We start from the raw sequence: 20,441 nt of genomic DNA, 5'->3' as shown, positions 1-20,441 counted from the left end.
TTATAAAGGGTAAAAAAAACAAGCTCTAATATGTCATTATTAGAGTACTTAGGATATTTAAATAATTTATGACATACAATATTATTTTATCTTATTAGGTTTAATTTGTAAATCGAAAAAAATAGCCATTTTATTACATTTTTCTGAAATATTCAATTAATTAAATTGCAATTTTCATTTAACTTTCATTTTTTACGAAATAAACTTTTGCCCTTCAATTATTCCCCTAGGGGGTTTATTCTTCATATGGTTATTTTAGCTTATGTACCTTCTTTCATCAAGAATTTCAGGGGCATTTTTATACACATGCCCCCTAAATTATTACATGTTAAGTAATCTTTTTAATTCATCTAAATTTATGAAATCAATATTTACTTTTTTACGACATTAAAATGTATGTTCTCTTACGCTAGGGCCTTCTAAGTTGACATTTACATTTAATATCAAATCAGTTTTCTCCATAAGTTCACCTTTTAGATTTGCATTAGGGTATTTCTCTTCCATGAGCCTTCCAACCTTAAATACATCTAAATCCTGTACTTTATAAGCATCAAATACCATATTAAGATATTTCTTCACATTTTGTTCTTCAGCACTTTTTATATAATCTCGTACGGTCTTATCTACTATTAACCTTCCTTGAGATTCGGCCAAATCACATCTTATATTTATAGTTTTGTATAATTTTACTCTTTCACCATCGTATTTTACGTCCGTTTTAGTCTTTGAATTTAGTATCTCAAGGGTTATGAATTGGTCCGGATTCTGAGGATTATTTATTTCAAGAGTTCCACTCTTAACATTATTGCTTAAAAAACTATAACTTAGTGCTTCTTCAATACTTAATTTAGCAGCAAGCTTATCATTTTTAAGAATAGCTCCACCTTTTATTTGCACTCTGTTTTCCATAATATCTTTGACAATTTCTAATCCTCCTAAAACTGCAACATTGCCTCCATTAATTCTATTAGTTAGGTAATCATTTAAGTTAGTTGCTATAGTTCTAGGACTTGATTTCATTTTATACACCAATTCATCTAAAAATATCCCTAAGTATTCTTCGTCTGATTTTACCTTGGTGAAAAGATCTTCAATTTGACCAAAAAACACAAAAACGTAAGGTCTTATAAGAAATTCTTGATCTCTCGCCATTATATCAACAAATTGCCCCACACCTTCTTTTGCTGCCCTTTCAGAGAAAATGTAGGCTCTACATTGAGTCATATTAAGCTTAAAACTTGAAAAGGTACTTGCATTTCTAATTGCTTCTAGGACAGTTTTCCCTTGTCCTTTAAAGACCATTCTTTTTCCTTTTTCAGAACTTTCATTTGTACTTCTGTAAGGCATAACACAATCCAAGTATAAGACTGTATTTTTATTTTCATCAATATCATAAATTAAACTTGTTACAAATGTAGCTCTATTAATATCCCTATAGTTATAGCACCCTGTTAGCCCTATTGAAAGACATATAATCAACAGAACTGAAACTATCTTATTTAATCTTTTCATTAGTATCATCCTCACCTAAAAAATCATTTGAAATATCTTCTAAAGGTCCTCTAAATACTATGTCTTTAAGTTTTAACTTTTTTAAAGTTCCTATAGGAAACATATAGTAATATCCACATGACTTAAGATTACATATATGAGCAAACATTAGCATTACTCCAACGAAGAAACCAGGCAACCCCAAAAATGCAGCCATAATTATCAAAATCATAGACCATACTGTAAGTGCTCCATATATCCTAGGAATTAGAAAATATGATAAGGAGCTTATTGCTACCACTAATATTGTTATTCTGGAAGCGATTCCTGCTCCAACAGCTGCATCTCCTAGTATAAGAGCTGATACTATACTCATTGCCGTACCTATAGGCTGAGGAAGTCTGAGTCCTGCTTCTTTTATTAACTGAAAGAAAACCATCATAAGTATAACTTCGACCACAGTAGGTATTGGCACACCTGCTCTAGAAACTGCTAATCTAAAGACAAACGATGGAGGTATTACATCAAAATGATAAGTTACTATGGCTAGATATAAACCTGGCAAAAATGCTGCAAAGAAGAAAGCAAGCCATCTCATAAATCTTGTAAAATTAGCATAATACCTATTTATATAATAATCATCTTGAGCTTGAAAGGTTTCTATAAAGAAACACGGTGCAGTCATTGCAAAAGGAGTTCCATCTACTAACACTGCAATTCTTCCTTCCATTAATTTTGCTACAACAGTGTCAGGTTTCTCAGTATATCCTATAGTATCAAAAATTGTATTTTTATCTCTTAGTTTATTCTCTATGTAGTTTGTATCTAAGATAAAGTCATAATCTAATTCATTTATCTGATTTCTTACATAATCAACTAAACCTTTAGGCGCTGTACCTTTCAAATAAGTAAGACATACTACAGTATTTGATTTATCACCTACGTATATAGGCTCAAACTTTAAATCCGGATCTTTTATCCTTCTTCTTATCAGAGCCACATTATCCACAAAAGCTTCTGTGAAGCCTTCTCTAGGGCCTTTAAGAACCGCTTCTGAAACCGGTATACTTACCCCTCTTCTTATAAAACCCTTAGCCTCGCAGTATAGTAGCTTTCCATCATAATTATCAAACAATACTATAACATCACCTGATAGAATGTGAAGAATAGCATCATCATCATTTTTTGCATAGCCTACTATATTTATATCCAAGGCTCTGCTTGCCATATCCTCTATAGAGTTTATGCCTACTTTAGCATTTATCAAAGGAGCAACAATATATTGACTCACAAATACTGTAGAGCACATATCATCTATAAATATTACAGTAGCCTTTCCGAGTGTTGTATCTACCTCCCTAATCTTTAAGTCAAAAGAACCCTTTAGTTTTTCTGAAATATAATCTTTTGTATTCTTCATAATCATCACCTAAAAATATTATCTTCACTAAAAATGTTTAATATTCACTTTTTGGAGAATAATAAATTAAGGTAATTATAGGATTTTTAAAAGAGGTGAATTTTTTGGAAGGATTGTCATCAAAACATTTAATACTTTTTATAGCAGGCTCTATGATAGTATCCATGAAGATTTTTTCATCAATCTTCATATCCACGGGGGGAAGAGACACCTGGTTTATTGGTATACTTTCATCAATTGTATTTATGATTTTAATTCTATACATTGTAAATACATTTAGCAAAGCAAAGACTTTCAATTTTAGAGAGATAGTCCATGGTGCCATTGGTGATAGATTTGGCGAGGTTTATATATGGCTTTTTGCTGTTGGTCTATTCATATCCGCTGGTGAAAGCGCTGCAGTGGAAGCGAGCTCCATACATGTAAACATATTTATAGAAAGCCCTGTTTGGTATATAATGTTGTTCTTTATTGTTCCAGCAGTGTATATTGCATCTAGGAATTTCAACAGTGTACTGAATATAGTACTCATTGCAACATCTATAGTACTAATAACCATAGTTGTAATAGAGTTATTAGTACATAGGTATAAACACTTTGACTACCTATTCCCCTTATTTAAGTACAACTCACTTTATGACCAAATACGCTGTGGTTTAGAGTTTTTAGGTGGCTTTAGCTGTGTTGCAATAATATTCCCCTTACTAAAAAATGTACGAAAAACTAGAAGTTTTACTTTTCACTTTTTCATAGGAGTATTATTATCCGTGGACTTGGTGTGTTTTGCAATAACTGGCCATATCGCAAGTATGGGTTCCATGAGAGCAAAAAACATACTATTTCCAGCATTTAGACAAGTGCAAAGAATATCCTACGGAAACTTTATTGAAAACGGCCAAATATTAGTTCTAATTTTGTGCACACTTGGACTGATGGTAAAATACATTTTGGCTATAAATGGAATCGTAATGTTATTTAGAAACAATATAAAAAATAAATTACTTTTTGTAACAACACTTTCAATATTACTTTACATTTATTCACTATTAATTGGTAATAATGCTTTCAGATTTATGGATATTTTAGAAATAAATCAATACATTTATCTAGTGATATTTTTGATTTTTCCATTGATACTTTTTAGCATTTATAGAGCAAAGCATTTTCACGGAAACAGAGGAAAACTAAAGCTTAAGAAGAATTGTTAAATAAAAAATCCAGTTGAAAATCTCCTAAAATATGCTATAATATAGGTGTGAATATTATTAAAATTTTATAGGAAATTTTCTGTTTACTAACCTACCCTTTAAAGACTGGTAAGGCAGTAAATATCCAAAATAGCCTATGAGTTTTAAAGGAGGTTTTTTTAATGGAAGATAAGAAAATATTATGTAAAGATTGTGGAAAGGAATTTGTTTTCACAGTTGGAGAACAAGAATTCTACAAAGAAAAAGGATTTGAAAATGATCCTGTAAGATGTCCAGAATGCAGAAAAGCAAGAAAAGCTCAAAAACAAAGAGATAGATTCTAATTAATCTTTCGAGATTTTGAGTAAGCCCAGTAGTCCTATACGGATTACTGGGTTATTTATTTTGGTTTTGAGGATGTACTACTTCAATCTGAAAACTATTTTCAAAACTCATCTGGGTTCTGAGAGGAGTTTTGAAAATATAAATTCTAAAATGAAGTGGTACATCCATGTGACAATTTAAATACTGGCACTTTTTCTTTTCTTCACAAGTGCCACTGACAAAGGTAATGCTATAACAACACCAGAAGTCGCTTGAAGTACATTTCCCACAATATCTTTAGCAGCAAATACAAGCCCACCAACTATAGCAGTTGAAAATCCGTTTCCTGATGTAGCTGCTGCAATAACTGTGCCAGCCAAGAAATATCCAAAAATCATGAATATCCCCCCTAAAATAAAACCTACTACATATGAAATATAAGTCCCCTTGAATCTTTCAATCACAACTCCAGCTATATAAGCCATACCAGCCTTTATTATAAAAGTAAACGGAGCCCAGATAAGCCATCCTCCGCTTATGTCTACCATAGCCATCCCTATAGCAGCGGCTAATGCACCTCTCTTTTTCCCTAGTACAACTGCTGAAAGAAGAACCATGCAATCTCCTAAATGCACAAAACCACCTGCAGTAGGAATCTTAATTATATTCCCAGCTATAAAAACCAATGCAATCATCAATCCTGTTAAAGCTAAATCTCTAGCTTTTAAGTTTTTTGAATTCTCCATAATATCTAGCCCCTTTTTAAATTTTTTAATAAGAAATTATTCCATAAATGGATGATATAACATAACCTATTGCATTGCAAATGTATCGATACAAAGTTTATGTATTATTATTTTATTTTTACTAATACTATTATCAAGATTCATGATTTAATGACAAATTTAGTTTCAAATATTTCTTAAAATCATCTGTACTAAAAAGGAGGTGATTATATGGCTTTCCTAAGATGGCTTGGTGGTATAGTAATATTCTTTTGGTTACTTGGAATAATCTTCAGAATAGGAGGTTACTTTATCAACATTCTTCTTGTAGTTGCAGCAATAATTTTTATAGTTAACTTAATCTTCGGAAGAAAGAATAAAGTCTGAGTTGACACTTTGTTTTATATGTCATATTATAGAAGTAATAAATTATTACTTCTATATTCTAAAATCAAAGAAGAGAAATAGTAAACTTTAGTTCACATTTCCAGAGAACTGTAGGCGGTGAAATTACAGTAATGTTGTTTAAGTTGAATGGATCTCTGAGATACTTAGACGAAAAATTATTATAGATAATTAAGTAGTTTTAGTCGTGTTCTCACGTTATAGAGATAGGATATTATTGTATCTTAATTAAAGAAGAGAATGAACTTCTCTTGAATATAGGTGGCACCGCGTTTTATACGCCCTATGGATTTTTATCCATAGGGCTTTTTTACTGTTTAGGAAAGCATAATTTTTTTTGATAACAAAACCTATCAATATCAAGTGCTCAGAACAACTATTTATGTAAACAGTAAAAAACAAAATTTATGTCGCCTGCCAGAATTTCTTCACATACGCTTAAGAAAAGGCAGATGCGCAAAAAAACTCTCTGAAGAAGATCACTTCAGCGACTTTTTTATCTTTTTAAGTAGATATACTATAGATAATTTAATTTCATTATAACCGAGTAGGAGGAATAAAGAATGGAAGACAAAAAGAAAGTAATATTTAGTGGTATTCAACCTTCTGGCGAATTGACCATAGGGAATTATTTAGGAGCTATAAAAAACTGGGTTAAACTTCAAGATCAATACGACTGTCTATTCTGCGTAGTAGATTTACACGCAATTACTGTAAAGCAAGTACCTGCAGACCTTAGAAGAAGAACTCTAGAAGTCTTAGCAATATATATAGCTGCTGGTATAGATCCTGAAAAGAATACTCTTTTCATACAATCACATGTACCTGCCCACAGCGAAGCAGCATGGCTTTTAAACTGTAATTCATATATGGGTGAACTAGGAAGAATGACTCAATATAAAGATAAATCACAAAAGATGGGCGACTCTATAGTGGCTGGACTTTTCAATTATCCAGTTCTTATGGCCGCTGACATACTTTTATATAATACAGATTTAGTTCCTGTTGGAAAGGACCAAACTCAACATTTAGAATTAGCTAGAGATTTAGCTCAAAGATTCAATAATGCTTACAGCCCAACCTTTGTTGTACCTGAAGGCTATATAGCTAAAGAAGGTGCAAAGATAATGAGTCTTCAAGAGCCAACAAAGAAGATGTCTAAATCCGATGAAAATCAAAATAGCTTCATCTTGCTTCTAGACCCACCAGAAGTTATAAGAAAGAAAGTAAGCAGAGCCGTTACTGATGGTATTGGAGTGGTAAACTATACTGACGAACAACCTGGCGTAAAAAACCTTATAGATATATTGTGTGCCATAAAAGGCTTAAAGCCTGACGAAGTGGTTGCTGACTATGTAGGAAAAGGTTATGCAGAGCTTAAGAGCGATGTAGCTGATACAATAGTTGCTGAACTTTCTCCACTTCAAGAAAAGGTTAAAGAGCTTTTAGCTGATAAGTCTTATCTTGAAGAAGTTTATAAGAAAGGTGCTGAAAAGGCTAACTATTTAGCTACTAAGACCCTAAGAAAAATGCAAAAGAAGATAGGATTTATTCCTAGATAGTCATATAACTTAAATTTAGGCACTCCTACATCCAATGCCTTGATGAGCTGCACAAAGAATTAATATGATTTTCTCCTCTTAAACAGCTAAAACTGTATAACTCGCTTTGCTCAGACAATACAGTTTCTTAACGCTGTTTCAGCTCCAAAAATCATTTAATTCTAGTTGTTCGCTCATATGGCATCTACTGTAGAAGTGCCTAAATTTTTATACATTGACCTAATCTAGTCATCCATTTGATACATTATAGAAATTGTATAACTCGCTTCGCTTAGACAATACAATTTTTTAACGCTAATTCACCTCCAAAAATCATTTAATTCTAACCGCTTATTCATATAGCATCTCCTGTAGAAGCACTTTATTTTGATATGTAATGTTAACTGGAATACCTGGAGCTATACAGCCGAAGCTTTGATGAGCTTCGTTCAGAAAATGCAATTATAAAAAAATAAAAAGTTCACAACAAAATCGTGAACTTTTTATTTTGAGAAAAATTTAAAAAATCTATTTTTCTTCCTCAAAATTAATCTTATCTTTAATTATATATAGTGGTCTATTTTTACTTTCGTCGTAAATTCTAGCTATATATTCTCCTATAATTCCAAGGGATAATAATTGTACTCCGCTGAATAGTGTTATAACTACCATTAGAGATGTCCAGCCTGGTTGTGTTGTATAGCCAAATAGTTTAACTATTATTGAATATATCAGCATTATGAAAGATATAAATATGGTTATGGTACCAATTAGAGATACTACTTTTAATGGTTTTGAAGAAAAAGCAACTATTCCATCTGAAGCAAATTTAAGCATTTTCTTTAAAGGATATTTTGTAGTTCCAGCAAATCTTTCGTTTCTATTGTATTCTATGTAAGTTTGATTGAAGCCAACCCAGCTTACCATACCTCTTACAAATCTATTTCTTTCTGGCATCGCTCTTAAAGCTTCTACTACAGTTCTATCTATAAGTCTAAAATCACCTGTGTCCTTTGGTATCTCTATATCTGACATGCTGGCTAAAAACTTATAGAAATATTTTGCAGTTATTAGCTTAAACCAAGTTTCTCCTTCTCTTTTTCTTCTCTTTGCATATACAACTTCATAACCTTCATTCCACTTATTAACCATATCAACTATTAATTCAGGGGGATCTTGAAGGTCGGCATCAATTATTACAACAGCATCGCCTGTAGCATTAAACATACCAGCAGTTACTGCAGTTTGATGACCAAAGTTTCTTGAAAAGCCTATAATCTTTACATTTTTGTCATTTGCAGCAATACCTTTAAGTATTGGCATTGTTCTATCTGTAGAACCATCATTAACAAATACAAGCTCATAGTTATAATTGTTGTTTTTCATAACTTCTGTCATTCTGTTGTAGCATTCTTCAGCAACTTCCTCTTCAAAATACATAGGGATAACAACCGAAAGCTTTTTATCCATTCTTTACATCCTCCGAAAACGTCCATTTTTTATTTAAGAAGTAATTTAGCACCATACATATTCCGATAACTAATATCTGACCTATATGCTTATCTATACCAAACTTACTTACAAATAATATCAGTAGGCAGTTATTAATAGCTAATACAATAAGATTGATAATAACAAATTTTACGCTTCTTTCACTGTTCTTGGCATCTACTTTAAACACCCATTTACTATTTAAAAAATAACTATTTACTACACCTATAAGGTAACTAAGGGTATTAGCTAAAATATAATTCATTCCGAACTTACCTAATATCCAAAATGCTATAATAGTAATTAGAGTGTTCATAACTCCTACTATTCCAAATCTTATGAATCTTAATAATTCCTTCATTTCATCACCACAAAAAATATATTTACGGATGTACCATTTCGTAATAAAATTTATATTTTTAAATCCTCTCACCTGAATCCGTTAGAGTTTTAAAAATAGACTTCGGTTCGAAATGATACATCTATATAAACATTAAACTCATTATAACTTTAAATTTGTTGCCCAAATATGCGATAATTATGTAAAAATTTTGTGAAAGTGTATTTTTAATTTACACTTGCTTGAAAATTGCACCTATGACTCGTAGGCTATATAAACTAATTGTTGAAGTCTGAACTTTATATATGTAAAAAGGAAAAATAGGAGCATAATTTCTATCTCCTATTTTCAGCCTAAGAGCTCTGAAATTGTAATTATAACTTAAGCATTGTCCCAAGGTCTTGAATTGAGATATTCTGTGAAACTATCCTTTAAATCATCTCTTCTTAAAGCGTACTCTACAGTTGCTTGTAAGAATCCAAGCTTATCTCCAACATCGTATCTATTTCCTTCGAAGTTATAAGCATACATAGCTTCTTGCTTTATTAAAGTCTTAAGAGCATCTGTTAACTGAATTTCTCCACCTTTTCCTGGAGCTGTATTGTCTAGTATATCAAATATTGCTGGAGTTATTATATATCTTCCTAAAATAGCAACATTACTTGGAGCTTCATCAATTGATGGCTTCTCCACTAGATCCTTTACCTTGTAAACTCTATCTTCTATATGGATACCGTTTACTATTCCATACTTATTAACATTTTCGTGAGCTACTTCTTGAACTCCTAGGATTGTAGTATTATACTCACTGTAGCAGTCCATAAGTTGCTTTAAGCATGGCTGATTATCATTGTACACAACGTCATCACCAAGCATAACAGCAAAAGGCTCATTACCAACGAAAGCCTTAGCGCAATGAATTGCATGACCAAGCCCCTTTGGCTCTTTTTGTCTTATGTAATGTATATCAACCATATCACTTATATCTCTAACTAGCTCTAAAAGCTCGCTTTTTCCTGATTTCTCAAGTTCCATTTCAAGTTCAACAGATTTATCAAAATGGTCCTCTATACACTTTTTATTTCTTCCTGTTATTATAAGTATCTCTTCTATTCCTGAATCTATAGCTTCTTCGATTATATACTGAATTGTTGGTTTATCAACTATAGGAAGCATTTCCTTAGGTTGTGCTTTTGTAGCTGGTAAAAATCTAGTTCCAAGTCCTGCAGCAGGAATTATTGCTTTTTTAACTCTCATAACAAATGTCCTCCAATCAATAAGTTTAACATTTACATTTTAACATACTGGTAAAATTATAACAATTTATTTTGTATAAAATTAGTCACAACGCAAACTATATAAACATCTTTGTTGTTTTCCATTTATAAATATATCCAAATAAATATTATTTAAACTACATAACCATATTTTAACGATTACCAACTAGAAATAAGCTTAGAAAGTTATATCGATGTTTACTGATTAAATATTTATTAAAGATGTACTACTTCGAACCGCAATCTATTTTTAAAACCCTCACGGCTTCTGATGGGAGAATTTAAAAGTAATAAATTTTATTCCGAAGTGGTACCTCCATATCTGTAAATGTTAAAGTGCCATATTGAAATTTATAATTAAAACAAATATTTCTTATCTATATACTAACATATTTATACTTACTATAAAAATTACACAATTTTATAATAGCGCTATTGTATATTGTATACCTAATACTCTAAAATATAGATATATTACTATTGACTTGAAGGAGGAATAATTCAAAATGTTAAACTTTACTTATTATAACCCAACTCAATTAGTCTTCGGTAAAGATACTATTAAGACTATCGGAAATCATGTAAGTAGCTTTGGAATTAAAAAAGTCTTATTCTTATATGGAAAAGGCTCCATATTTAAAAATGGTGTTTATGATACAGCTATTGCATCACTAAAAGAACATAATATAGATTTTATCGAAGTTTCTGGGGTTAAGCCTAATCCTGTACTATCAAAGGTCCATGAGGCTATTAAAATAGTTAAGAATAATAATCTAGAAGGTATAGTGGCAGTTGGAGGAGGAAGCGTTGTAGACTCTGCAAAGGCAATTGCAGCTGGAGCTTTCTACGATGGAGATGTCTGGGATTTCTTTGAAGGAAAAGCTCAGATTACTAAAGCTCTACCTATATTCCCTATACTTACTATTTCAGCAACTGGATCAGAAATGAATGCTGGTGGAGTTATAACAAATGAAGCTGAAGGCAAGAAATGGGGCTTTGGTTCTCATCTACTTTTCCCAAAGGTTTCAATCCTTGATCCATCAGTTCAAGCAACTCTTCCAACTATTCAAACAGTTAATGGAGCTGTAGACGGTTTAAGTCATGTATTTGAAGCTTACTTTGGAGGCACTTCAAATACAGATATGGAAGATGAACTTTCAGAAGGTATCATAAGAACTATTATTAAGCATACAAGAATTTTAATAGAAGATCCTTCAAACTATGATTCAAGAAGTGAATTAGCTTGGTCAGCTACTCTTGCACTAAATGGAATAAATGGAGTTGGCAGAAGAGGCGACTGGTCTTCTCATGGAATTGAACACGGAGTTAGCGTATTCAATGATATAGCTCATGGTTCAGGTCTTGCAATTGTTATGCCAGCTTGGATGAAATACGTGCACAGTACATGGCCTGAAAAATTCGAAAGATTTGCTGAAAAGATATTTGGCATAACAGAAGGAACTAGAGAAGAAAAGGGATTAAAAGCTATAGAAACTTTAAGAGCTTTCTATAAAGAAATAGGTGCTCCAATAACTCTAAAAGAAGTTGGAGTTGAAAAGAAGGATTTAGATTTTATAGCTGATACCGTTGCTAAGCAAGGAGTATTAGGTTCTTTAAAGAGACTAGAGCGAGACGATGTCTACAAAATATTAGAAATAGCCTTTGAATAATCTACGTCTTCTTTAGTACTGTATTGAAATTAAGCGTTTAGTCATCCAATGCTTTAATGAGCTTACGCAAAGAATTAATATGATTTTGTCATATTCCATGGCTAAAACTGTAAACTCACTTCGTTCGAACAGTACAGTTTTTTAACGCCATTCCATCTGAAAAAATCATTTAATTCTAATAGCTCACTCATATAGCATCTCCTGCCTAACCACTTAATTTCAAAGATAGTCTAAATATCAACTAAACTAAGCAAAAAGAGTTGCTCAACCCAAGAGCAACTCTTTTTATGTTAAAACTAACTTCAAATTACCATTATGTAATTATATTCTTTTCAGCTTTTGGATTATCTCATCATCTATACTATGCATTCCATTATTTGATGCTAATTCTTCATATTCCGCTGAACTTATAGGATATAATATATCTTTTTTCACTAATAGCCCTTCTTTTTTTATAGAAGCATAAAATGAATCGTTTGTTCCCATTTTGTACTTTCTTGTGTTATTATTCTTAGCAATTAATAACTTGTTGTCTAAAACATCTTTTCCTATGAAGTACTTATCATTTTCCCCAATTATAGTACATCTATATAATCTTAATTCTCCCAAAAAATTTATCCTCCCTTCAAATCCAGCGTATAACATCTTAAATACTATACTAACTATTTAAATATAATCACTTCTTTAATGCCATTAAATATTTAATATAATATTTAATATAATATTTAATATAATATTTACAATTATATTCTACATATTAATCTATAAAAATGCAACTAAAATCTATCAATAAACATTTTAACATCGAAAATTGACATTCCAACTATATTATTTACCCTTTTACAAAAAAATAAACACAATAAGAATAACTATTCTTATTGTGTTTATTTTCGACAAATTGTTACTTTTTTATTAATTAATTAACATTGTTCACTAATCCATTAACTATAGCATTAGCTATTTTTTCAGGATCGTATTTATTCATATCTGATGCATTGTCAATAAAACAACTCTCTATTAGAACTGCAGGAGCAGTGGTATTTCTTAGAACTGCATAATTCGCAGTTTTAACTCCTCTGTTTGTAAAACCTAAACTTGTTAGGTTATTCAGTATAGCAGTAGCTAAACTTTTAGATACATCTGAATTGGTTTGATAGTATACTTCTGACCCATATGCACTACCATCAAATACATTGAAGTGAATACATACAAACCTTTCCACCTCATTTTTATTTGCAAAATCAGATCTTTGAATTAACGAGTCACTAGTGCTAGTAGCACTTGAAGGTAATGTATCTATAACAGTATAACCAAGAGCCTTTAACTTACTTATAACTCTAGTACCAACCTCCATTGTTAACTCATCTTCTTGTCTTATACCTTTTGCACCAGAGTCATAATCTGTATTATGCCCAATATCTATTGCAACTTTAGGTTTCACATAGTTTGCCAATTCACTAGTTTTTACTAGCTTTACTTGCACCGCTTCAATTCTCAAGCTTCTTCCTATGTATCCAGAAATCTGACCATCTTTAATCCAACCTTGCCAGCCTCTTCCTTCTACATAAGTCTTATATATTATATGATAATCCTGAACATTTCCTTCGAGCTTAATCCTAACTCCTTCAACTCTCAATCCTTGTCCAGTTGTCCCTGAAACTTCACCATTATGTACCCAGCTAGTCCATCCTATGTTTTGCACATTAGCTTGATATGCCACCGCTAAATCACTTGGTGCGTTTTCAAGATTTAATTTTAAGCTTTCGATTCTTAGTCCTTGCCCTGGTAATCCAGCAATTTCACCTTCATTCTTTTGTTGCTGCCAGCCAACATTTTGAATATGTGCGCTGTATTTTAGAGTTGTAATAGCACTGTTATTATTTATATTTGTATTGGCGTTATTAGTATTATTATTAGTTGGAGGGTTAGTAGTAGTATCACTATTCTTAACTAACTTAATTCTAATAGCTTCAACTCTTAGACCTTTTCCAGTAGTCCCTGCAAGCTCTCCATTTTTCACCCAGTTTGTCCACCCTATACTCTCCACGTGAACTTGATACTGCACTGAGTATCCAGAAGTATTGTCTAGTTGAATTTTAACTGCTTCAACTCTAAGTGACTGACCAGAAGTACCAGCAAGCTGCCCGCCTTCTACCCAATTCTGCCACCCAATGTTTTGAACATGCGCCTGATACTTAAGCTTCATATCTGCGGTAGGATTAGTTAGTTCTATCTTAATCGCTTCCATCCTCAATCCTCTACCAGTAGTACCAGAATCACTTCCATTTGATACATAAGACTGCCATCCAACATTTTGCACATGGCTTTGGTACCTAATTCCCGGTAATTCATCTGCCTTTACTATAACTTTAAGACCTAATAAGAACATTACCAGTGGTACCAAAAATAAAATTATCCTTTTCATAAACACCTCCAGCTTGACCCTAAAATTTTGATACTGATAAAGAGTATTCTAGCCCCTTATAATTACGCATCATAAATTTTATCGTAGCTTTTGGATATTTCTTCACAAGAAATATTAACCAATTAACATCACAGTGATTACCTCTGCTATTAGTAAATTTCTCTAAAAACATCTTTATTTATCAACACCTTAAAACATTCATAAGTTATATTTCCCCTAGAATCTAAAAAGACTGAAAGTTACACTATGTAACCTTCAGCCTCAATTTATCTAATTCATAAATATTTAAACACCACGTAGATAATCAAATATGCCTTTTACTCTTGCCTTAGCACAATCAGACTCCTTAGCTTTCAATAACTGAATAATTCTATCTGTCATTGCTTTTATATAGAAAGGGATATTCATATAGTATCTCATATTGCTATTATTCTTTTTCTGATATAGAAAGAAGTTTCTAGTTAAATAATATTCTTTAAATGGAGAATCTTTCTTTCCAGTAGCTGAATGCATATGATAAACTATTGCAGCCTTTACTAATGCAGCTCTGAAACCTGCATTTTTAAGGCGTAAAGCTAAATCCGTATCTTCAAAGTATGCAAAGAATCTTGAATCAAAAATTCCATTTCTATCTTGAACCTTCTTAAGAGCAGTTTTAGAGTAAACTGCAGCCCCTGCACAAGCGCCATCTATATCTACGGGCATATTAGGAATTTCATTAATACTCATTCCATATCCCATTTGAGATACAAAATTTCTTTTATTAAAGGATAAACCAGTAGCATCAGTTACATTTCTATTATAATAATTAATCATTGTTATCTGAAAGACATCATATTCTTTATTATTTTCAATAAAACCCTTTAGTACTCTAAAGCAGTTTTTCTCTAATTCTAAATCATTATTTAAAGTAACTATATACGGATTATCATCATTAAAAGCTCTTAACATACCAACATTATTTGCATAAGCAAAACCTGTGTTTTTATCTAATTTTATAAGTTCTATATCTAATTCATCATTGTACCCATTAATTATATCTATTGATGAATCCTTTGATCCGTTATCTACTAAGTATAATTTAAACTCTTTAAAGCTTTGATTAACAAAACTTTGAAGACATTTTTCAAGTAATGCTTCCCCATTCCAATTAGCTATAACAACTGAGAACATACTCTCAATCCTCTCTTACACTTTAATTTCAATAAATATTATTTCCCCATGTGTCTACACATCATTGTGACTATAGTCTATGTTTATATTATAAATCATTATCAATTTTTTTTATTCATTATAACACTATCATTATTATATATTTGACATTAGTACTTGTCCACAATAAAGTCACTTAAGTAAATTTATTCAGTAAGTTTTTTAACTCATCTACTTTTCTGGATTTATATGCGGAAACTTACAGTCGAACAAGTTCTATCTTTATATTTCCCCTTAAGTTTAAAGGCTAAAAACTAGTTATTTCCTAGTTTTTAGCCTTATTAGAGTTTCTATCCAATCTAACTTTATAATAATTCAATTATATTAGTTAGATTTGTTTGTTTAAGTTGTCTATAAATACCTTAAGAGCCTCTTCCCAAGTTCTCATTTCATCTCCAACTGTGCATCTAAGCATCATGTTATCTAGAGAAGAAAATTCTGGTCTCTTTGTTGGGCTAGGAAATTCATCTGAAGTACAAGGTCTAACTTCACAATCTATTTTTGAAAGCTCCATTATCTTCTTAGCAAAGTCGTACCAAGTACACTCTCCAGTACCAGTACAATGATAAGTTCCATATTCTTCAGTTTCTACAAGTTTAAGTAGATGATGAGCTAAATCTTCAGCATTTGTAGGATTACCTCTTTGATCATTTACTACGTTAATAAATTCCTTGTCTTTTCCTAATCTCATCATAGTATAAACAAAGTTCTTACCATTATAGCCATATAACCAAGCCGTTCTAACTATAAAGTATTTACTTGAGAATTGTTTTACAAACTCCTCTCCTGCAAGCTTTGTTTTTCCATAAACGCTCACAGGTCCTGTTAGGTCATATTCCTTTAAGGCTTTAGTTCCAACACCACTGAATACATAGTCTGTTGATATATGTATAAGCTTTGTATCCAATTCTTCACAAACTATAGCAAGATTTCTTGGCCCTATAGCATTCACTTTGAAAGCTATATCTTCATTAGTTTCACAACCATCTACATTAGTATAAGCTGCACAATTTATAACCACATCAGGCTTAACTTCCTTTAGATAAGTTCTTGTAGCTGATAAGCTTGTTATATCAAGTTCATCTACGTCTATACCTATAATTTCTGCACTAGCAACATTTTGGGGAATTACTCCAAGTTCTGACTTCCCTGCTTTTATTATATTTATTATTTGCGTTCCTAATTGACCTTTTGCCCCTGTTATTAAAATCTTCACTTTCATTCACATCCTCTTTATTATATATTTATTATTTTTCTTATCCATCCAAGCATTCTTAGACTAACTATTAATACAGCCACTAATAAAACAAAAATACTGTAATATATGCTTATGCTATATCCAAAACCATAGTCTACTACATATAGTATTGGAAAAGCTAACGCAAAACTAGGGAATAAAAATATATTATTAGAAATATTTATAATAATTTGTTTTAAACTTAGATTACTATTACTTTCACCATTACCACTATCGCTTGCCATACGTTGTTCGTAAACTTTATAAAAGCAAAGTAGATTTCTAAATATTAAATCAAATACTATAAGAAGAACAAATATAGTTATAAGCAAAAATACGTTATACTTATTCAATTGATACATTGATAAAAAGAAAGCAAATGCATATAGTGGATGATTAATTATATGCGCAGTAAAATCCATCTCCATTCCAAACTTAGAGTAGATTTTTTTTATTCTAGCAACTTCCCCATCACAGCAATCAAAAACATACCACAGATGTATAAATATCAAACCCACGATCTTCAAATAGAAGTTATTAAAACAAAATGCAACTCCTCCAATTAATCCACTTATTATCATTAATAAGGTTACATGATTTGGTCTTAGCTTAGTCTTTAATAGTCTTTTAGTTATTAAAGGTGAAATAAGATACCCATACTTATCTATTAGCATCTCTGAATCTCTGTTTTGATATTTTCTTATTTCTGAATAGTTCATTTTTTGCCGCTCCTTTTTTCCTTTATTAAGTTTACTAAATACATAAATTCTTTTTTGGATATAGCCATGAAAAATATAGTATATATTATGTAATTAATTATCAATACAACAAACATATTTACATAAGTATTTCCCAAACTGATATTCACGTATAACAGCTTATCCAAAAATAGTAAAACACCACTGCCTATTAACAAGTAAATATTTTTTAAGTCATATGGAAATACACCTAAAAATATTTTATTTTGAACAATATTTATCAAATTTATAAGAGATAAAGATGAACTTGTGGCAATCGCTGCTCCAATTGCTCCATATTTAGGTATAAGTATTACATTTAACGCAAAATTCATAACCGCTAAAATTATCATATCAATCAGATTATATTTAGCATAGCTTGTCATATTTAACAAAGCCCCTACTGGACCAGATAATGAGTCTATCACTATACCAAACAATAAGATATATAAAACTGGCGCACTCCCCCTATATCCTTTGCCAAATACAGCAAATAACTCAGAAGAATATGTAATCATAAATACCAATACCGGCAAAGACGTTACGGTTATTATTTTAGTTACATAATTAAAATTCTTTTCTAACTCTTTAATTTTATTCTCTTCATATAATCTTGACATTATAGGCCAAAAAACTATAAAAGTACTGGCAAATATCCCCACAATCCCCAAATAATTTTCAGCAACCTTATATGAAGCCACCTCAGAAGAATTCACTAAACTATTTAACATTATCTTATCCATGCTCTTTACTATTACATCCACCCCACTAATCGTAGATAGATAAAAAGCATATCTAAAAAATGTATTAAATTGAGTCTTGGTGTACTCACTTTCCTTAGTTACAACCATTTGCTTTTTATTTATATTATAAATCTTATATAATTTCACCACCAACAACCCTAATTCAGTTAGTAAGAATGTAATCAGTGACATAAGCAAATATCTTTTATCAAAAGTTACTACCACTAAAAAGATTACCATTTTAAAAATATTTGCTAAAAAATTAGTACATAATATAGATATTATTGTTCTATTTATTCCTTGAAAATATCCATCTAAAATCTTTGACAAAGAAGTTATAAATAGAACAACTATTATTATGTAGAGATATTGTACTTTATCAAGAGCGAAAAAGTCTAATATATATTTTTGAAAAATGATAAGCAGTATCGAAACAATTGAAGTAATACTAATTGAAACTACAGATGATCTTTTGAGCAATACATTTCTTAAGTTATCATCATCTTCAAATCTTGCTAAAGTCCTTACTAAACTACCATCTATCCCAAAGACACATACTAATGAGAATATGTTTATAATTGTTAAGAATATAGCATATTTTCCATATCCATCATTACCTAAGTATCTATTTAAAACTACTTGTAACAAAAACCCTATTGCCATCCCAATAAACTTTAGAAGAAAACTTAGCACTGAGTCTTTTACAAATTTTTTTCCTGTCGTCATGTTTTTCCCCCTAAACAACATTGTTACTTTGATAATATAGATAGTTTATCTATATTAAGCTCTGAGTTTGACCGATTGTCCATTACTATCTTAAACCTTTTTGCTCGTTTTACATTTTCATCTTCTTTTATTAGATAATTAGTTTTCATAGGATTTAGTTTAACTATTATATAATTTTTATCGTTGAAAACGCCGTTGTTATCAGAATAATAAATCTTTATATTTGAGTATTCTTTAATTTTTGACAACTTTAATTCTATATATTCTGTATTCTCTAGTGGAATATTAAAATCAATTTCAGGATTCTCTCCATTTGATATAATTTTTGTATCATTATCTTTATTGTCAAAATTATACGAATCTTTATATGTTATTCGTTTATCATTATTTAGCATAAGTCTAATTTCTTTATATTGCGTAGATATATTATCTAATTCATCATCAAAAACATTAAAATCGTAATTATATAAATTGATTAAGTATCTCTCAACAATCTCAAAATATACAATCTTTGTATCATCACTTATTGATGGAAAGTTAGTAGCCATTGGATTATTGGTTATATGATAATCATAAAATAATGAAGTGTAATTATTTATCAATGGAATCATAGTATTACCAAATGAATCATGATACATAACCATCTTTGGTAACTTTTTCGAGGTATTTTTTATATTAAAATTACAATCTAACTCTTTAATGTTACTATTTATACCAAGCATTCCATCTAAATCACCATTACCATTAATTGACTTTATATTAGTTATATTTAAATCAGTTCCTATATTAAACTTTTTATCATAATATTTAAGTATATTATCTGTCACTAATCCTGCTGCAATATTATTCCAATGAGTATCTCGTTTTAAGTACAAGTCATATTTACTTTTATTTTCTAAGAGCAATTTCTTAAGATCTATATAGTTCACCTTATATTTATCTAACGCTTTTATAAAAAAGCTATAATTGTTATCCCCAACAGAATTTATAGGTCTATCAGCTACATACTCCGGATATATTGAACTTTTATTTGGAGCTATTGAAAACACAAAAGAAATCCCTCTTTTTTCAAGTTGGTCTTGAAACATTTTCATACTTATAACTATGTTTTCTACTTGTTCTTGGGATAAAGTAGGTATATTATTATAATCATTCATCTCTTCTCGTGTAAACAAATAATTATCTTTTCCTAATATAACCTTACTATTTGTACTTTTTTTAAACACATTAACATCAATTGTATTAGTCATCTTTATAAATCTATCTCTAAAACCAAAGTTATCATTAAAATAGGTTTCGTATGCTTTAATTTGCTCAACAATCGGCTTTGTCAATGTTATTTCTGGCTTAGCTGCTTTTGACCTATTTTCTGTTCCTTTCCCTTCATTTACTATATGTAAATTCATTTGAATTATTGGCATTAATATAATTATCATAAAAGCAATTATATATAATACCGATAATATTTTCTTATAACTAAACTTACTCAA

Annotated in this window: 18 protein-coding genes and 1 other annotated feature; of the genes, 5 read left to right on the top strand and 13 right to left on the bottom strand. The window is 30.6% G+C overall.

Annotated elements, in window-relative coordinates:
* Window positions 1-387: 387 nt before the first annotated feature.
* Both bsdtw1_RS01595 and bsdtw1_RS01590 read right to left on the bottom strand, forming a co-directional pair.
* Window positions 388-1,512, bottom strand: a complete 1,125-nt coding sequence (locus tag bsdtw1_RS01595) for a Ger(x)C family spore germination protein (RefSeq protein WP_183275849.1) — start codon at window positions 1,510-1,512, stop codon at window positions 388-390.
* Window positions 1,496-2,911: a spore germination protein gene (locus bsdtw1_RS01590; protein WP_183275848.1), complete on the bottom strand. Its 1,416-nt coding sequence runs from the start codon at window positions 2,909-2,911 to the stop codon at window positions 1,496-1,498. The genes bsdtw1_RS01595 and bsdtw1_RS01590 overlap by 17 nt, the downstream gene beginning before the upstream one ends.
* A 104-nt stretch (window positions 2,912-3,015) precedes the next feature.
* On the opposite strand from bsdtw1_RS01590, the gene bsdtw1_RS01585 reads away from it, so the two are divergent.
* Window positions 3,016-4,119, top strand: coding sequence for an endospore germination permease (locus tag bsdtw1_RS01585; protein WP_183275847.1), 1,104 nt, complete (start codon window positions 3,016-3,018; stop codon window positions 4,117-4,119).
* 161 nt (window positions 4,120-4,280) lie between these two features.
* Window positions 4,281-4,442 (top strand): zinc-ribbon domain-containing protein, encoded by a 162-nt coding sequence (locus tag bsdtw1_RS01580; RefSeq protein WP_183275846.1) that lies wholly within the window; start codon window positions 4,281-4,283, stop codon window positions 4,440-4,442.
* 177 nt (window positions 4,443-4,619) lie between these two features.
* Here the strand turns inward: bsdtw1_RS01580 and bsdtw1_RS01575 are convergent, their stop codons facing one another.
* The gene (locus tag bsdtw1_RS01575; RefSeq protein ID WP_183275845.1) at window positions 4,620-5,168 is read right to left on the bottom strand and encodes an ECF transporter S component; all 549 of its coding nucleotides are present in this window, start codon (window positions 5,166-5,168) and stop codon (window positions 4,620-4,622) included.
* Between the two features lie 210 nt (window positions 5,169-5,378).
* On the opposite strand from bsdtw1_RS01575, the gene bsdtw1_RS01570 reads away from it, so the two are divergent.
* Together bsdtw1_RS01570 and trpS are read left to right on the top strand one after the other, a co-directional pair.
* Window positions 5,379-5,534: a lmo0937 family membrane protein gene (locus bsdtw1_RS01570; protein WP_183275844.1), complete on the top strand. Its 156-nt coding sequence runs from the start codon at window positions 5,379-5,381 to the stop codon at window positions 5,532-5,534.
* 58 nt (window positions 5,535-5,592) lie between these two features.
* Window positions 5,593-5,841: a binding site (T-box leader), on the top strand.
* A gap of 274 nt (window positions 5,842-6,115) precedes the next feature.
* Window positions 6,116-7,114, top strand: coding sequence for a tryptophan--tRNA ligase (gene trpS, locus bsdtw1_RS01565; protein ID WP_183275843.1), 999 nt, complete (start codon window positions 6,116-6,118; stop codon window positions 7,112-7,114).
* Window positions 7,115-7,621: 507 nt separating this feature from the next.
* Here the strand turns inward: trpS and bsdtw1_RS01560 are convergent.
* From bsdtw1_RS01560 to galU, 3 genes are all read right to left on the bottom strand, one after another.
* Window positions 7,622-8,563: a glycosyltransferase family 2 protein gene (locus bsdtw1_RS01560; RefSeq protein WP_183275842.1), complete on the bottom strand. Its 942-nt coding sequence runs from the start codon at window positions 8,561-8,563 to the stop codon at window positions 7,622-7,624.
* Window positions 8,556-8,945 (bottom strand): GtrA family protein, encoded by a 390-nt coding sequence (locus bsdtw1_RS01555; RefSeq protein ID WP_183275841.1) that lies wholly within the window; start codon window positions 8,943-8,945, stop codon window positions 8,556-8,558. The genes bsdtw1_RS01560 and bsdtw1_RS01555 overlap by 8 nt, the downstream gene beginning before the upstream one ends.
* A gap of 360 nt (window positions 8,946-9,305) precedes the next feature.
* On the bottom strand, window positions 9,306-10,181 hold the full coding sequence (gene galU, locus bsdtw1_RS01550; RefSeq protein ID WP_183275840.1) for a UTP--glucose-1-phosphate uridylyltransferase GalU: 876 nt from the start codon (window positions 10,179-10,181) through the stop codon (window positions 9,306-9,308).
* A 526-nt stretch (window positions 10,182-10,707) separates the two neighbouring features.
* Between galU and bsdtw1_RS01545 the strand changes: the two genes are divergently transcribed.
* Window positions 10,708-11,871, top strand: a complete 1,164-nt coding sequence (locus bsdtw1_RS01545) for an iron-containing alcohol dehydrogenase (RefSeq protein ID WP_183275839.1) — start codon at window positions 10,708-10,710, stop codon at window positions 11,869-11,871.
* A gap of 321 nt (window positions 11,872-12,192) precedes the next feature.
* Here the strand turns inward: bsdtw1_RS01545 and bsdtw1_RS01540 are convergent, their stop codons facing one another.
* The 7 genes from bsdtw1_RS01540 to bsdtw1_RS01510 form a co-directional block, all read right to left on the bottom strand.
* Complete coding sequence (locus bsdtw1_RS01540) at window positions 12,193-12,480, bottom strand: hypothetical protein (RefSeq protein WP_183275838.1); 288 nt, start codon at window positions 12,478-12,480, stop codon at window positions 12,193-12,195.
* A 307-nt stretch (window positions 12,481-12,787) separates the two neighbouring features.
* Window positions 12,788-14,296, bottom strand: a complete 1,509-nt coding sequence (locus bsdtw1_RS01535; RefSeq protein ID WP_183275837.1) for an N-acetylmuramoyl-L-alanine amidase — start codon at window positions 14,294-14,296, stop codon at window positions 12,788-12,790.
* Between the two features lie 285 nt (window positions 14,297-14,581).
* Window positions 14,582-15,469 (bottom strand): glycosyltransferase family 2 protein, encoded by an 888-nt coding sequence (locus bsdtw1_RS01530; RefSeq protein ID WP_183275836.1) that lies wholly within the window; start codon window positions 15,467-15,469, stop codon window positions 14,582-14,584.
* A 367-nt stretch (window positions 15,470-15,836) separates the two neighbouring features.
* Complete coding sequence (gene rfbD, locus bsdtw1_RS01525; RefSeq protein ID WP_183279701.1) at window positions 15,837-16,724, bottom strand: dTDP-4-dehydrorhamnose reductase; 888 nt, start codon at window positions 16,722-16,724, stop codon at window positions 15,837-15,839.
* A gap of 20 nt (window positions 16,725-16,744) precedes the next feature.
* Window positions 16,745-17,464 (bottom strand): CDP-alcohol phosphatidyltransferase family protein, encoded by a 720-nt coding sequence (locus bsdtw1_RS01520; RefSeq protein ID WP_183275835.1) that lies wholly within the window; start codon window positions 17,462-17,464, stop codon window positions 16,745-16,747.
* Window positions 17,461-18,951 (bottom strand): flippase, encoded by a 1,491-nt coding sequence (locus tag bsdtw1_RS01515; protein WP_183275834.1) that lies wholly within the window; start codon window positions 18,949-18,951, stop codon window positions 17,461-17,463. Before bsdtw1_RS01515 ends, bsdtw1_RS01520 begins: the two co-directional genes overlap by 4 nt.
* 23 nt (window positions 18,952-18,974) lie before the next feature.
* Window positions 18,975-20,441, bottom strand: a complete 1,467-nt coding sequence (locus bsdtw1_RS01510; RefSeq protein ID WP_183275833.1) for an alginate O-acetyltransferase AlgX-related protein — start codon at window positions 20,439-20,441, stop codon at window positions 18,975-18,977.

This window comes from Clostridium fungisolvens, from assembly GCF_014193895.1.
Lineage (GTDB): Bacteria > Bacillota > Clostridia > Clostridiales > Clostridiaceae > Clostridium_AR > Clostridium_AR fungisolvens.
Note: the sequence above shows the minus strand (reverse complement) of the source record. Positions and strands in the feature narration are given on the sequence as shown.